Annotated in this window: 12 protein-coding genes; 10 read left to right on the forward strand and 2 right to left on the reverse strand. The window is 44.5% G+C overall.

What is annotated here, in order from left to right:
- Positions 1-62 precede the first annotated feature (62 nt).
- Both L4D09_RS01710 and L4D09_RS01715 read left to right on the forward strand, forming a co-directional pair.
- The gene (locus L4D09_RS01710) at positions 63-305 is read left to right on the forward strand and encodes a hypothetical protein (protein WP_428455757.1); all 243 of its coding nucleotides are present in this window, start codon (positions 63-65) and stop codon (positions 303-305) included.
- Positions 306-342: 37 nt separating this feature from the next.
- Positions 343-1,224, forward strand: coding sequence for a DUF72 domain-containing protein (locus L4D09_RS01715; protein WP_428455758.1), 882 nt, complete (start codon positions 343-345; stop codon positions 1,222-1,224).
- Between the two features lie 90 nt (positions 1,225-1,314).
- On the opposite strand, the gene L4D09_RS01720 is transcribed toward L4D09_RS01715, so the two are convergent.
- A complete protein-coding gene (locus tag L4D09_RS01720; RefSeq protein WP_428455759.1) occupies positions 1,315-2,709 on the reverse strand; it encodes a cytochrome-c peroxidase in 1,395 nt (464 codons plus the stop codon).
- Between the two features lie 429 nt (positions 2,710-3,138).
- Between L4D09_RS01720 and cmoA the strand changes: the two genes are divergently transcribed.
- From cmoA to L4D09_RS01760, 8 genes are all read left to right on the forward strand, one after another.
- On the forward strand, positions 3,139-3,867 hold the full coding sequence (cmoA, locus tag L4D09_RS01725) for a carboxy-S-adenosyl-L-methionine synthase CmoA (RefSeq protein WP_428455760.1): 729 nt from the start codon (positions 3,139-3,141) through the stop codon (positions 3,865-3,867).
- A 15-nt stretch (positions 3,868-3,882) separates the two neighbouring features.
- Positions 3,883-4,857 (forward strand): tRNA 5-methoxyuridine(34)/uridine 5-oxyacetic acid(34) synthase CmoB, encoded by a 975-nt coding sequence (cmoB, locus tag L4D09_RS01730; protein WP_428455761.1) that lies wholly within the window; start codon positions 3,883-3,885, stop codon positions 4,855-4,857.
- Positions 4,858-4,944: 87 nt separating this feature from the next.
- Entirely contained in the window at positions 4,945-5,709 is a 765-nt protein-coding gene (locus L4D09_RS01735) for an ATP-dependent zinc protease family protein (RefSeq protein WP_428455762.1), read from the forward strand.
- Positions 5,710-5,730: 21 nt separating this feature from the next.
- Positions 5,731-7,236, forward strand: a complete 1,506-nt coding sequence (locus L4D09_RS01740; protein ID WP_428455763.1) for an inactive transglutaminase family protein — start codon at positions 5,731-5,733, stop codon at positions 7,234-7,236.
- Between the two features lie 8 nt (positions 7,237-7,244).
- On the forward strand, positions 7,245-8,213 hold the full coding sequence (locus L4D09_RS01745) for an alpha-L-glutamate ligase-like protein (protein WP_428455905.1): 969 nt from the start codon (positions 7,245-7,247) through the stop codon (positions 8,211-8,213).
- A 146-nt stretch (positions 8,214-8,359) separates the two neighbouring features.
- Complete coding sequence (locus L4D09_RS01750) at positions 8,360-9,517, forward strand: MalY/PatB family protein (RefSeq protein ID WP_428455764.1); 1,158 nt, start codon at positions 8,360-8,362, stop codon at positions 9,515-9,517.
- Between the two features lie 86 nt (positions 9,518-9,603).
- Positions 9,604-10,110: a VC2046/SO_2500 family protein gene (locus L4D09_RS01755; protein WP_428455765.1), complete on the forward strand. Its 507-nt coding sequence runs from the start codon at positions 9,604-9,606 to the stop codon at positions 10,108-10,110.
- A 336-nt stretch (positions 10,111-10,446) separates the two neighbouring features.
- Positions 10,447-11,142, forward strand: coding sequence for an SDR family oxidoreductase (locus L4D09_RS01760; RefSeq protein WP_428455766.1), 696 nt, complete (start codon positions 10,447-10,449; stop codon positions 11,140-11,142).
- A gap of 135 nt (positions 11,143-11,277) precedes the next feature.
- Here the strand turns inward: L4D09_RS01760 and adhE are convergent, their stop codons facing one another.
- Positions 11,278-13,974, reverse strand: coding sequence for a bifunctional acetaldehyde-CoA/alcohol dehydrogenase (adhE, locus tag L4D09_RS01765; protein ID WP_428455767.1), 2,697 nt, complete (start codon positions 13,972-13,974; stop codon positions 11,278-11,280).
- Positions 13,975-14,332: the final 358 nt, after the last annotated feature.

Raw genomic sequence — 14,332 nt, forward strand, 5'->3', positions numbered from 1 at the left:
TTAAAAGCTTCTGGTTAATAGGCACTTAATTCAACGTATTCGTATATAGCAGGAACTAACCGATGGATAAGACAACTTCCACAAACCAGCTTGATAAGAAGATTAAGAAGCAAAAGCTCGGTTTTATGATCACCCTTTGTTGCTCTTTACTCCTCGCAGCACTGACCGTATTACGTTATGCCAGTGGTGTTAATGCTTGGTGGATCACTGGCGCCGCTTGTATTTTGTGTACTGTAGCCCTTAAATTTAGCCACTCGTCTTGGCAGAAAAGCATTAACCTGAAACAGTCGAAGGTTAAAAAATAATGGGAATCAATAAATTCATTTCAAGCAGGTAATGGCAATGACAATACCTTTACCCCGTCCAATTTTACTTGGTTTGACCATGTGGTCTCACAGTCACTGGCAGCAAACGTTATATGGCCGTGGATGTAAGTCTGGTGATCGGCTCGCGAAATACGCTGAGGTATTCCATACTGTCGAGGGCAATACAACCTTCTATGCTACCCCAGCGATCCGAACGACTACAAAGTGGAATGATGCCACCCCGGATGATTTCAGTTTTACTTTCAAGCTGCCACAAGCGATTACCCATCAAAATAAACTGATGCATTGCGATCAGCTGCTTGCTGATTTTTTCACCGTGATGTCCCCTGTCACCCATAAAGTCGGGTTGTGGAAAATTCAGTTGCCGGCACAATTTGGTCCAAGTTCACTGCCTGCTCTCGAGAAGTTCCTGCAACGGCTGCCTAAACATTTTCCTGTTGGCGTCGAAGTTAGACACGCCGCCTTTTTTGCCAAAGGGGAAGAAGAAAAAGCGCTGAATCGCCTACTGGTCGAACATAACGTCAACCGCATTATTATGGATAGCCGACCTGTTTTTGCTGCGCCACCAACCACCCCGGCAGTGATTGATGCTCACCAGAAAAAACCCCATGTGCCAGTACATGCTATTGCCACAGCCAATCACCCAATGATCCGTTTTATTGGCCACCCCGACGAGGTAAGTAATGACGCTTTTTTTGAAAATTGGCTTAACCGATTACCCAAATGGCTAGATGAAGGCAAGCAGCCCTATTTGTTCATTCATACCCCAGATAACAATCATGCCCCTGAGCTCGCTGTTCGGCTTTACCGCCAATTACAGCAAAAAGTTACCTCAAGGTTACTTCCTGATGTTGAGCTACCAACACAAACGCCAAGCCCACAGTTCAAGTTGATCTAACTGAATTACCAGTGACAGCACACAACAAAAACTGCAGATAAAAAAGCGCTTCACCACGCATGGTGAAGCGCTATATACAATATGTCGTTATTACTGAAGCATTTGACCGTTGTACTCCCCAGTCAGGGTTTCCAAGTAGGCGGTAATTTTGCTGATTTCAGTGTCAGTTAACCGAACCCCAACCTGATAATAAGCCATCTTATCAACAGCCTTTTCGAGTGTCGCAACACTACCATCGTGGAAATAAGGTGCAGTCAGGGCAATATTACGCAGTGTTGGCACTTTGAATCGGTGCATATCACCAGGGTTACCCGTTACATTGTATCGACCAAAATCAACATCAGTGACGTTGCCTCGATTGGCAAAATAGTCATTCTTTAATCCCATAACTTCGAAACCTTGGCCACCCATCGCTTCACCAACATGGCAATTGGCACATTTATACTGTTTAAATAGTGCATAACCATCTTGCTCTGTGGCATCCAGTGCCAAAACGTCCCCACGCAAGAATTGGTCAAAACGACTGTTCGGTGTCACCAACGTTCTTTCAAACTCAGCAATGGCATCGGTAATGGTGTGCTCTGTAATTCCTTCGTCATAGATAGCAGCAAACGCTTCAATCATTTCCTCATCATCCATCAACTTATCTGAAATTTGATGCCATGAATCAGACGCCATCTCTAGTGCGTTCAATGGTGGGCCGCCAGCCTGCTCTTGCAAGTCAGCAGCTCGGCCATCCCAGAACTGGTGTGTATTGAATGCCGAGTTAAATACTGTTGGCGCATTAATTGGGCCTATCGCATTATTAACACCCAGCGAAGTCGTCAGGCGATCGACACCACCCGTTTCTAATGAGTGGCAACTTGCACAAGAAACCGTATTATCACCAGATAAACGCGTATCATGAAAAAGTTTATCGCCTAATTCAACTTTCGCGCTATCAACCTCAAACACCGTGCGAATGGGTTGAACAGCGTCATACTTAAACTCTTTTGCAATATTCACTTGGTTATGATGACGAAGACGCTCCTCCTTTACCCAACGCGTAAGTGTCGTCGTTTCTTCTGCGGAAAGTTTCGAACGCCAGTGCATCGCGAGATAAAGTGCTGGTGGCATGCTGCCATCATCAAGTACCGATTCCAACTTCGCCAGCTCAAGCTCTGAAACTCGCTCTCCGGCGTTCACCTGCTCCATCATCGCTTCAATGTTGAAGTGACGCATACCCACTTCAACATCTTTATCCATCAATTGTTTAGCTACGGGAAGTTGACCATAAAAAGGCATGTCACTATCACTGGTATGACAGTACGAACAGCCATTATTATTCAAAATAGCAAAAGCTTCAGTTGATAGTTCACTGATTGTCTGTGCCTGCGCATGGGCTGCGCGACTTTCACTCAAACGCTGATCATAATGATCGACGACCGCCACTGTTGCAAAATAGGCGACCACACCAAGACCGACAACAACCTTAAATTTATTCACGACCTAATCTCCCCATAGAATTTAAGGAAAAGGTAAAGATCTGCTATAAATCTATCCAATTGAAAAAAGTGGACGCTGCCATTGAAAAATACGATAAAACAACTGGTTAACAGTCTTAGTATTGACCGTGCCAATTAATAAGCGGAATCTTACTTTATTGATAAGCACCTCATCACATACTCGCAACATATGTTTTGTTACAAATATAAAGATACATAACCTTGTTCAGACACCGTTACCATTCAGAAACTATTATTTATCGAAGAAAATCTATAAAGACAAATGCCCTCATTTTCTCTACAATACGCGACCTTTCAGGGTGATGGATCACCTTTGGTTAAAGATAAACAAATAGTGCTTTGAGCACGGTTATCTATTAACCCGATATGTTGGATCCCAGTTCTTTTTATAGATAAGAGGTTCGTGAGAATGGCAAGTCACGACAATATTTTTGCAGCGCCCATCGAAAAAATGGGTGACTTCACGTTTGATGAACGTGTCGCTGAAGTGTTTCCAGATATGATCCAGCGTTCAGTGCCGGGTTATAGCAATATTATTTCTGCGATTGGTATGCTTGCCGAGCGCTTTGCCAAACCTCACTCTAAAATTTATGATCTGGGTTGCTCTCTGGGGGCCGCAACGCTGTCGATGCGTCGCCATATCAACCAAGAAGGGTGTGAAATCATCGCTGTCGATAATTCAGCAGCGATGGTTGAGCGTTGCCGCTTACACATTAACGCATATCGCTCTGATACGCCGGTCTCGGTTATAGAGGCGGATATTCGTGACATCGACATTCAAGATGCATCCGTTGTTGTACTGAACTTCACTTTACAGTTTCTTGTTCCTGAAGATCGCCAGTCACTACTAGAGAAAATCTATGCAGGATTACGTCCTGGGGGCATCTTGATCTTGTCCGAGAAATATATTTTTGACGATGAGCGCTCTAACGAACTGCTTATCGACTTACACCACGACTTCAAACGAGCCAATGGCTACAGCGAGTTAGAAATCAGCCAAAAACGAAGCGCCATCGAAAATGTGATGCGCCCTGATAGCATTGATACCCACAAACAACGCTTTGCAAGCATTGGCTTCAGTAGTTCTGAAGTATGGTTCCAGTGCTTTAACTTTGGCTCTATGTTCGCGATTAAATAAGGTTACCTGTTGTTTATGTTTAGTTTTTCTGAATTCTACCAACTTCTCGCTCAACACGAGACACTTCGCCCTTGGCTAAACACGTTGCCAAAACAGCTAAGTGATTGGGAGTCTGAAGCGCATGGTGATATGAACCGTTGGATGCGCGCCCTGAAAAAATTCCCAACAGATAAGCCTGATATCATCGATATCAAAAAGGAAGTCAGCGTTTGCAATGACGGTGGCATCGCCGATGGTGAGCAAAAGCGCCTTGAAAGCTTATTGCGCCTTCTTCACCCGTGGCGTAAAGGGCCTTATAACGTTCATGGCATTCACATTGATACCGAATGGCGCTCTGACTGGAAATGGGACCGTGTTCTACCTCACATTTCCCCATTAAAAGGGCGTAGTGTTTTAGATGTTGGCTGTGGTAACGGTTACCATATGTGGCGAATGCTTGGTGAAGGTGCTGCACTGACCGTCGGTATCGACCCATCAAATTTATTCTTGATTCAATTTGAAGCCATTAAGCGTCTTATGGGTCAAGATAACCGTGCCTTCTTATTGCCTTTAGGTATTGAAGACTTACCTGAGCTTAAAGCCTTCGATACTGTATTTAGCATGGGCGTGCTGTACCACCGTCGTTCACCGCTTGATCATATCATCCAGTTAAAAAACCAACTGCGTAAAGATGGTGAAGTTATTCTGGAAACATTGGTCATTGATGGTGATGAAAACGCGGTCTTAGTACCGACACATCGTTATGCCCAAATGCACAATGTATACTTCTTCCCTTCTGCAAAAGCGCTAAAAGTATGGATGGAGAAATGTGGCTTTGTTGATGTGAAAATTGTCGACGAATGTGTCACGAGTATCAACGAACAGCGCTCAACGGAGTGGATGACAAACAATTCATTACCTGAATATTTGGATCCAAATGATCCAACTAAAACTATTGAAGGATACCCAGCACCGAAACGTGCCGTGCTAATTGCTCGAAATCCTGACTAAGTACTGACAAGGGGGTGCTGTTAGCATCCCTTTTTCTACGATAAAATATTGCCGACTATAGAAAAATAATTCCTTCCGGGAGACATAATGCTTCGCCGCTATGTGCCATTACTTACCCTAGCTATCCTTTCTGGTTGCACCCTAACACCGCAACAAGATCAAGAAAAAACCATGCTTGCCATCAATACGATGGAAGATCGCGTTAATTTCCAACTTGCAACTATGATTAAGCAAATAGATGAGCAAAATGAATATATTGCAAATCTGGAAAAAGAACTATCATCAATATCAAAGGAAATGACTGTCAGCAATGCTAATTCGCTGGCCTTAGCGCCTCTTCAAATTGAGGAAGAAGAGCCAATCGCGGTTGAAGCAGTTAACGTCAACACACGTGTTGCCCATGGTAAAGTAATTTTAGGTGAAGAAGAGTGGGTCTGGATTGACTCAATGACAGCATTCTTTAAAGCACGAATTGATACAGGCGCCACAACTTCATCACTGAGTGCAACGGATATTCAGATATTCGAACGTGATGGTAAAAAATGGGCGCGCTTCAGTTTAAATCACACCTCTGATGAAACGGCTGAAAAAGCTGAAGTTGTTGAAGCCCCCGTTATCCGCTGGGTTAAGATTCGACAAGTCAATGCCAGTGAAGCCGTTCGCCGCCCTGTTATTGAAGCGTGGGTAAAATTGGGCGATCTTCACGAAAAAGCACAATTTACCTTGGCAGATCGCAGTCAAATGACCTATCCAGTATTATTAGGTCGTGAATTTTTCAAAGACATCGCATTAGTTGATGTCGGTAAAAAATTCGTTCAAGGAATGAATGAACAGCAAGTACAAAAAAACTAATAACAATTTGATGAGGATGTCATGACGTCAAGAATTCCGTTTTACTTTTTAATCACCCTGCTAGTCATTGCGGGTACTGCTCTAAGCATGTACCGCCATGATATTTATGGCGTGCCGTGGACGCCAGGTGAAGAGCGTGCAATGTGGGAGCTCGAATCCCGTATTGAATTTGATGCTATTGGTGACCCAGTCAAAGTTTCGATGGCGGCACCGGAAACTCAGCAAGGGTTCACTCAAATAGATGAAAGCACCTCATCGCCAGGTTATGGCGTAGCGCTCATTGACACCGATAAAGGCCGCCGTGCTGAATGGTCCATCAGACAGGCCAGCGGTAAACAAATTTTATATTACAAAACTCAGATGTTAGTCGATGATCAGGCTAGCTTTAAAGAACAACCGCCAAAAGGCGATACTGTCGCGGTTAGCTTGGATAACCCTCAACAAACCGCAGCAACCGCCCTATTGGATCAAGCCCGCAACCTTTCCGCAGATAACACCACCCTAACCCGTGAGCTCATTAAACAGTTTAACGACCGCAACAACCAAAATGCATCGTTATTGCTAAATAACCTCAGTCGTGAAAATGCCATAATTAATCTTCTCTCCCTGGAAAGCATTCACGCCCGAATTGTGGGGGGTCTACAACTAGAAGATGGTCGCCGTCGTCAAAGTATCACTCCAATGGTTGAGGTTTGGGACGGCCAACTTTGGCAGCTTTTTGACCTTCAAACCGGTCAAGAAGGCAAACCTGATAATATTTTATTATGGAATCAGCAAGGGCATTCGCTACTTGATGTCATCGGTGGCCGTAACTCTAATATCAGCTTCTCTATTATTGCCCAAGATATTACGCCACAACAAGCAACCCGCGAAAAGGTACAGGCAGAAGACTTACTCAACTTCTCGATCCATAGCCTACCGGTTGAAGAACAAGCAATGTTCAAAACCATTATGCTGGTTCCTATTGGTGCGCTGATTGTCGTGTTCCTACGGATCATTATCGGCTTAAAAACCTCGGGAACCTTTATGCCGGTGCTTATTGCTGTGGCATTTGTACAAACCCAGCTTATTACCGGTATCCTCGGCTTCTTACTCATTGTCGGCACCGGTTTGGTTATTCGTAGCTATCTATCGAAACTGAACCTATTGCTGGTAGCCCGAATATCCGCGGTGATCATAACAGTCATCATGATCATCTCGGTGTTTACCGTTGTCGCCTTTAAGATTGGCTTGGTTGAAGGGCTTTCTATTACGTTCTTCCCAATGATCATTCTTTCTTGGACCATTGAACGTATGTCGATTCTTTGGGAAGAAGAAGGGGCAAAAGAAGTGTTAATCCAAGGTGGTGGCTCATTACTTACCGCTATATTGGTTTATCTTGCAATGACTAACCCGTTGGTTCGTCACCTAACTTTCAATTTCATCGGTATTCAGCTGATTATTCTCGCGTTAATTTTAATGCTTGGTAATTACACCGGCTACCGATTAAGTGAACTTCGCCGCTTTAAACCGCTTGTGGAGGACTAACGATGTCACTGTTGTCACAGTTTACCTCTCCATTCAAGCTACGCGATCGCGGCATTATGGGGATGAACCAACGTAATCACAGCTATATTGGCCGATACAATGACCGTAGCCTTTACCCACTGGTTGATGACAAGCTAAAAACCAAGCTCATCGCTAAACAAGCCGGTGCGACAGTACCTGAATTGATTGGTGTCATCGACAGCCAAGTGTACGTAAAACGCGTTCACGATATGGTGAAGAACTGGCCTGGTTTTGTCATAAAACCTGCTCAGGGATCGGGTGGCAAAGGCATCTTAGTTATCATTCGCCATAAAGATGGTGTTTATGTCAAACCATCTGGTGCTGAGATCAACAAGCAAGATGTTGAGCGTCACATTACCAATACCTTAGCGGGCTTGTTCTCGCTAGGTGGTAAAAACGATGTTGCGATGGTTGAGAACCTCATCCAATTTGATGATGTCTTCGATGGTTTTAGTTATGAAGGTGTGCCTGATGTGCGAGTGATCGTATTTAAAGGCTACCCTGTCATGGCAATGATGCGTTGTTCAACATCCGCTTCAGATGGCAAAGCGAACTTGCACCAAGGTGCTGTTGGCGTTGGTATTGATATTGCGACAGGAAAGGCGGTTCGTGCGGTGCAGTTTGATCAGCCAATTGAACATCACCCTGATACCGACCGCTTACTGAGTGAGCTCGCGGTACCTGATTGGCACAAGCTCTTAGCCCTTGCATCAAGTGCATGGGAAATGACAGGCCTAGGCTACATGGGTACCGATATGGTACTCGATAAAGTCTACGGTCCCATGGTGCTTGAACTCAATGCGAGACCAGGGTTGGCTATTCAAACGGCTAACGGTGCAGGCTTATTACCTCGCCTTCGGCATATTGAAAATTTGGGTGTTCCCGCTAAACCACCGACACCTGAAGAGCGTGTTGCCTACGCTGCAGATCAATTTGGCATAAAACCTACATTCTAAGCTGCAAGGTTATCAATAACTAAGCAAAGATATGGTATGCAAATATAAAGCCTTGGCATTTTTGACCAAGGCTTTTTTATAACTGTTTTTTGTGGCAATAATACCCATGGAGATCGCTGGAATTACTCACCGTCAAGGAACTCACCATGGCAGAAACACCTTTGAACCACCTGTTTGAACAACTCGTCGATAGAACCCAAAGCAACAGTATCAAGTGGAATAAATACAAAGGGCAAGATATCTTGCCGATGTGGATAGCGGACAGTGACTTCAAAGTACCAGAGGCCATAACGGCGGCACTACATCAACATGTCGACCATGGGGTCTTTGGCTACGGCAGTGCCCCTGAAACGCTCACCGCATTGTTAGTCGAGCGTATGGCTGAACTTTACCAATGGCATATCGAGCCAGAATGGATCGTGTATTTACCGGGGCTGGTTTGCGGGATCAACTTGGCTGTGCGCTCACAGACCTCGCCTGAGCAAAGTGTATTATGCCCAAGTCCTATTTATCCTCCCTTCAAATCATCCATAAAGCTTGCTAACCGACAGCTTTCAACTCTCCCGGTTAACCTTGAGCAGCAGCGCTGGTTGATGTCGCTTGATGATGATGCTGCAACCCCAAACTCAACCTTAATGCTCTTTTGTAACCCATTAAACCCAGGTGGCACGGTTTACAGTAAAGATGAGCTTGAGTCAGTCTTGGCTTTTGCCGAGAAACATGATCTTACCGTGTGTTCTGATGAAATCCATAGCGACCTCATCCTTGACCCAAACTGCAAGCACATTCCATTTGCAAGTCTAAATGACAGTGCAGCTAATCGTTCAATCACCCTGATAGCACCCAGTAAAACCTTCAATATCGCGGGTCTCGGTGCTTCAATGGCAATAATTCCGAACCCGAAAATACGTCGACAGTTTATCAAGACCAAGGCGGGCATTGTCCCCGATGTGAATGTGTTGGCTTATACGGCAGCAGAGGCCGCCTATGCACACGGTCAACCCTGGTTAGATAATCAACTCGCTTTCTTACAGGATCATAAGGCGAAGCTCGAGGATGCCATCAATAGCATGCCCTATTTAACACTCCACCCAATTGAAGGGACTTATCTCGCATGGATCGACGCCTCTCAGCTGCCGGTACCTTCTCCCTTTAAATTTTTTGAACAGGCTGGTATCGGGCTTTCTCCAGGTGCTGATTTCGGGAATTCAAAATTTGTCCGTCTCAATTTTGCCTGCCGCACCGAGATACTTGATGAAGCTTTGCACAGAATGCGTGTAGCAATCGCCTCACTTGAAAAATAAACCTTTTTTCACTAAAGAAATTCAAACTCGCACCGATATACCTCTAAGTAGCAAACTCTTTGCTATTTTAATTTCGGTGCGATTGAATGCAGATCCATACATTAGACAAAGCACAGCTGATAAGCGAAGTGCAGCTAGGTACACACCTCAACCATGCGGTTGAAGGTGGGCGCCGTGCTGACTTTGGATTAATGCTTGCGATGTTATCGCCCGACTACCTTGAAACAACCCCCGTTGATGCACTGCCGAAGCCCGGAAAAACAGAGTCAGAACTTCGCGCTTATTTTGAGCTGCAAGACCCACAACCTTTGACCACCTCTGAACACTGTTATGAGAATGGCGCGCGACAAGCCCAACTATTTCAAGACAGTGGCTTGGCAGATGTACGTTTACTGCAAGGCCTACAGCCAACAGCCCTTACCTTTCCACCGCAAGGGACTAAAGGCATGCCAGAAGAGATTTACCACAACCTCTCAGGACATGAACGTCGTCTTTTACCTCCGAAAGAAGACGCAACCATTCAAGCATCACCGCAAGATTTATACCTATCACTGATTCAAGCAAAACGCTTTGCTGAGATGCACCAAAACTAGCGTGCCGCCAACTTAGCCCTCAAAGCATTAGATCGTGAATATGTATAATTAATTACCTAAACAAACCAAATGCAACCAATTGCACTTAAATCTATCCTTCATCACAAAATCGTTCATTTCGTGACCACCCTCATAGCTTTGTTATCAAGACCCCGCACTACGATCACAGTTCACTAACATTTAAAAACAGACAACGGCACTTTGGGCGCATTTTCACAGTTATGTTACTGATAACGCCGTAATGTTAGGTTAATTATTTGTAAGTAGGTTGATTCAACCTTAGTGCTGAATACTCGACTAAAGCTAAACTTCAGCCAAATTGAGATAGGAAGAGTTATGAATATTGCTCAATCAGTCATACTCATTACTGCTGCAGGCAGCCCTTTAGGCAAGGCAATTTCACTTCACTTTGCCTCTTTAGGAGCGAAGCTTGCATTGGTTGATGTACGTCAGTATGAACTACAGCAAACGCTGAAAGCTTGCCAGGCGATTGGGGCACAGTGTCAATCTTATCTTATTGCCGATCAATCAGAGCCTTCTATCGCCACCATGATAGGTAACGTTCATCAACACTATGGTCAAATTGATGTGCTCACCAACTGCTGGCTAGGGGCTGAACTACCATCACTACTAAGCCCGTCAGCCGTTGATCAGTTCAGTCGCTCAATGGCAGAAGAAGCAACGTCATTTTTCACTTTTGGCAAGCAAACGGCCCACTACATGCGTGAGCACGAATGCCGAGGAGTCATCATTAACTTGGCAGTTAATGAGGGCAACTCACAAAACATGCTCAATTCTGGCTCTAAAGCGATGGTTTCCGGCTTAACCCAAAGCTGGGCCAAAGAGTTAGCGGAGTTCAATATTCGTGTCGGTGGCGTTGTCCCATTGACGATTAATTGTCCATCGTGTCAATCAGAGCACAACAGCAATGTCGTAAGTTTACCGATGCAGTATGAAATCGTAAGAAGTGCAGAATACATCGTTGCTAACGACTACTTCAACGGCAGAATGATTGAAGCAGAGGTCAGTTAACCTACTGGTTATGTAAGCTGAACCTCTACGATGAAATGACTCTGATGTTGTTTAACCAATAAATACAGATATAAAAAAGCCCGCCAAAGTGGCGGGCTAAATAATAACTGCATTATGCGCTAGCAATAATGATGATTAAGCTTCAGCTTTCTCTTTCTTTGCTTTAGCTGCTGGTTTTTCAGCAATTGGCTCAGATTTCTTGATTACTGTTGTACCTTCGAACGTTTCACCTTCAACGTATGCTTTACCGTAGTAAGCCGCTGTTAGTACGTCTTTCAACTCACTGATTAGTGGGTAGCGAGGGTTTGCACCTGTACACTGGTCATCAAACGCTTCAACAGAAAGGTCATCTAGCTTCGCTAGGAAGTCAGCTTCAGGAACACCTGCTGCCTGGATAGACAGTGGGATATCTAGGTCGCCTTTCAGCTCTTCTAGCCATGTTAGAAGACGCTCAATCTTCTGTGCAGTGCGGTCGCCAGCTTGTGACAGACCCAAATGGTCAGCAACTTCAGCATAACGACGACGAGCCTGAGGGCTAGCATACTGAGAGAATGCTGTTTGTTTCGTTGGGTTATCATTTGCGTTGTAACGAACAACGTTAGAGATTAATAGTGCATTCGCCAAACCATGTGGAATGTGGAATTCAGCACCAATCTTGTGCGCCATTGAGTGACAAACACCTAGGAAGGCATTCGCAAACGCGATACCAGCGATAGTCGCGGCGTTATGTACTTTCTCACGTGCGATTGGGTCATTTGCACCATTCGCATAGCTTGAAGGTAGGTATTCTTTCAGCATCTTAAGTGCTTGCAATGCCTGACCGTCAGAGTATTCGTTCGCTAGAACAGATACGTAAGCTTCTAGTGCGTGCGTTACTGCATCGTAGCCACCGAAAGCCGTTAGCGACTTAGGCATGTTCATTACCAAGTTCGCATCAACGATGGCCATTTGTGGTGTTAGTTCGTAGTCTGCAAGTGGGTACTTAGCACCAGTCTTGTCGTCAGTAACAACAGCGAAAGGTGTAACTTCAGAACCTGTACCAGATGTAGTCGTGATACATACAAGCTCAGCTTTCTTACCCATTTTCGGGAACTTGTAGATACGCTTACGGATATCCATAAAGCGCATTGCTAGTTCTTCGAAGTGTGTTTCTGGGTGCTCGTACATTACCCACATGATCTTCGCAGCATCCATTGGTGAACCACCACCAAGAGCAAGAATGACGTCAGGCTGGAAGCTCTTCATCGCTTCTGCACCTTTTTCAACAACAGAAAGCGTTGGATCCGCTTCGACATCGAAGAAGGTTTGAACTTCAATACCTTGAGCTTTAAGTAATGATACTACTTCGTCAGCATAACCGTTATTGAATAGGAAGCGGTCAGTTACAAGGAATGCACGCTTCTTATCTTCTAAATCACTTAATGCGATTGGAAGGCTGCCACGGCGGAAGTAAATTGATTTAGGTAGTTTATGCCACAACATATTTTCAGCTCGCTTCGCTACTGTCTTCTTGTTGATAAGGTGCTTAGGACCCACGTTCTCAGAGATAGAGTTACCACCCCATGAACCACAACCAAGAGTTAGAGAAGGCGCTACGTTGAAGTTGTAAAGATCACCGATACCACCGTGAGTCGTTGGGATGTTTACAAGAATACGTGCAGTTTTTAGTTTGTCGCCAAAGTAACGGATACGGTCTGCGTTAACATCTTGGTTTGTGTATAAGCCAGATGTGTGACCGATACCGCCAAGTTCAACCATTTTAACCGCTTGTTCTACAGCGTTCTCAAAAGAAGACGCGCGGAACATACCTAGAGTTGGAGACAGTTTCTCGTGTGCGAATTCGTCTTCAACACACACTTCTACGCCTTCACCGATTAGGATCTTCGTATTTGCAGGCACTTTAACACCTGCCATATCAGCAATCTTAGTTGCAGGCTGACCAACGATATCTGCGTTTAGGTTACCGTTGATAAGCAGCACTTTACGTACTTTTTCTGCTTCAGACTTAGTCAGCACGTAACCGTTGTGAGAAGCAAAACGCTCTTTCACTTCGTCGTACACTTCATCCATAACGATAACAGCCTGCTCAGAAGCACAAACTACACCGTTATCGAATGTTTTAGACATAAGCACAGAGGCTACAGCACGCTTAATGTCAGCAGTTTCGTCAATAACTACTGGCACGTTACCCGCACCAACACCGATAGCAGGTTTACCTGAAGAGTAAGCCGCTTTAACCATACCTGGACCACCCGTCGCAAGAATAAGGTTAATGTCATCGTGCTTCATTAGCGCATTTGAAAGCTCAACAGATGGCTGGTCGATCCAACCGATGATATCTTTTGGTGCACCTGCGGCAATAGCAGCATCCAGTACCAATTTCGCAGCATCATTTGTTGAGTTTTTAGCGCGAGGGTGTGGCGAGAAGATAATTGCGTTACGTGTTTTAAGGGAGATTAGTGATTTGAAGATTGCAGTAGATGTTGGGTTAGTTGTCGGTACGATACCGCAAATGATACCTACTGGTTCTGCGATAGTCATGGTGCCGAACTCTTCGTTCTCTTCCAAAATACCGCAAGTTGGTTCGTCTTTGTATTTGTTGTAGATAAATTCTGAAGCGAAGTGGTTTTTGATAACCTTATCTTCAACAATACCCATACCAGATTCTGCTACAGCTTGTTGAGCTAGAGGAATACGCGCGTTATTCGCAGCAAGAGAAGCTGCACGGAAGATTTTATCAACCTGCTCTTGAGAAAAAGTAGAAAACTCTTTCTGAGCAGCTTTGACGCGGGCAACCATTGCATCTAGTTCAGCCATATTTGTTACAGGCATAGTTAACTCCTAACTTAATATTGAAAACTTTTTAGTAAGGATATGTCTTACATCCTTGGGGGGTTATCACAGCGTCTTGCTTACAAATCGATAACACACATACTTAGTAAATCGCTTTCAAAACTGATTATATTATTTCACGCTGTGAAAATAATTGATTTAGATCACTTGTAACCATTTAGGATTACACTTTGTCAAAATTTGATCTCAACCACTCTAAACCAATAACTTAAAAGGTGACTATGAGACCTTATCGGTTGAAAAACGACCTTTTGCATTTTTTAGTAGCATTACGCTGCGTTACATATTACGTAATAATTCTACATAAACGATCATACCTAAACTTATTCGTGATCAT

This window comes from Photobacterium makurazakiensis (assembly GCF_050336715.1).
Taxonomy (GTDB): Bacteria; Pseudomonadota; Gammaproteobacteria; order Enterobacterales; family Vibrionaceae; genus Photobacterium; species Photobacterium makurazakiensis.

What these genes read in the sequence shown, in the direction of transcription:
- L4D09_RS01710 (WP_428455757.1), top strand. Translation starts at nt 63, where the DNA reads ATGGATAAGACAACTTCCACAAACCAGCTTGATAAGAAGATTAAGAAG.
- L4D09_RS01715 (WP_428455758.1), top strand. Translation starts at nt 343, where the DNA reads ATGACAATACCTTTACCCCGTCCAATTTTACTTGGTTTGACCATGTGG.
- cmoA (WP_428455760.1), top strand. Translation starts at nt 3,139, where the DNA reads ATGGCAAGTCACGACAATATTTTTGCAGCGCCCATCGAAAAAATGGGT.
- cmoB (WP_428455761.1), top strand. Translation starts at nt 3,883, where the DNA reads ATGTTTAGTTTTTCTGAATTCTACCAACTTCTCGCTCAACACGAGACA.
- L4D09_RS01735 (WP_428455762.1), top strand. Translation starts at nt 4,945, where the DNA reads ATGCTTCGCCGCTATGTGCCATTACTTACCCTAGCTATCCTTTCTGGT.
- L4D09_RS01740 (WP_428455763.1), top strand. Translation starts at nt 5,731, where the DNA reads ATGACGTCAAGAATTCCGTTTTACTTTTTAATCACCCTGCTAGTCATT.
- L4D09_RS01750 (WP_428455764.1), top strand. Translation starts at nt 8,360, where the DNA reads ATGGCAGAAACACCTTTGAACCACCTGTTTGAACAACTCGTCGATAGA.
- L4D09_RS01755 (WP_428455765.1), top strand. Translation starts at nt 9,604, where the DNA reads ATGCAGATCCATACATTAGACAAAGCACAGCTGATAAGCGAAGTGCAG.
- L4D09_RS01760 (WP_428455766.1), top strand. Translation starts at nt 10,447, where the DNA reads ATGAATATTGCTCAATCAGTCATACTCATTACTGCTGCAGGCAGCCCT.
- adhE (WP_428455767.1), bottom strand. Translation starts at nt 13,974, where the DNA reads ATGCCTGTAACAAATATGGCTGAACTAGATGCAATGGTTGCCCGCGTC.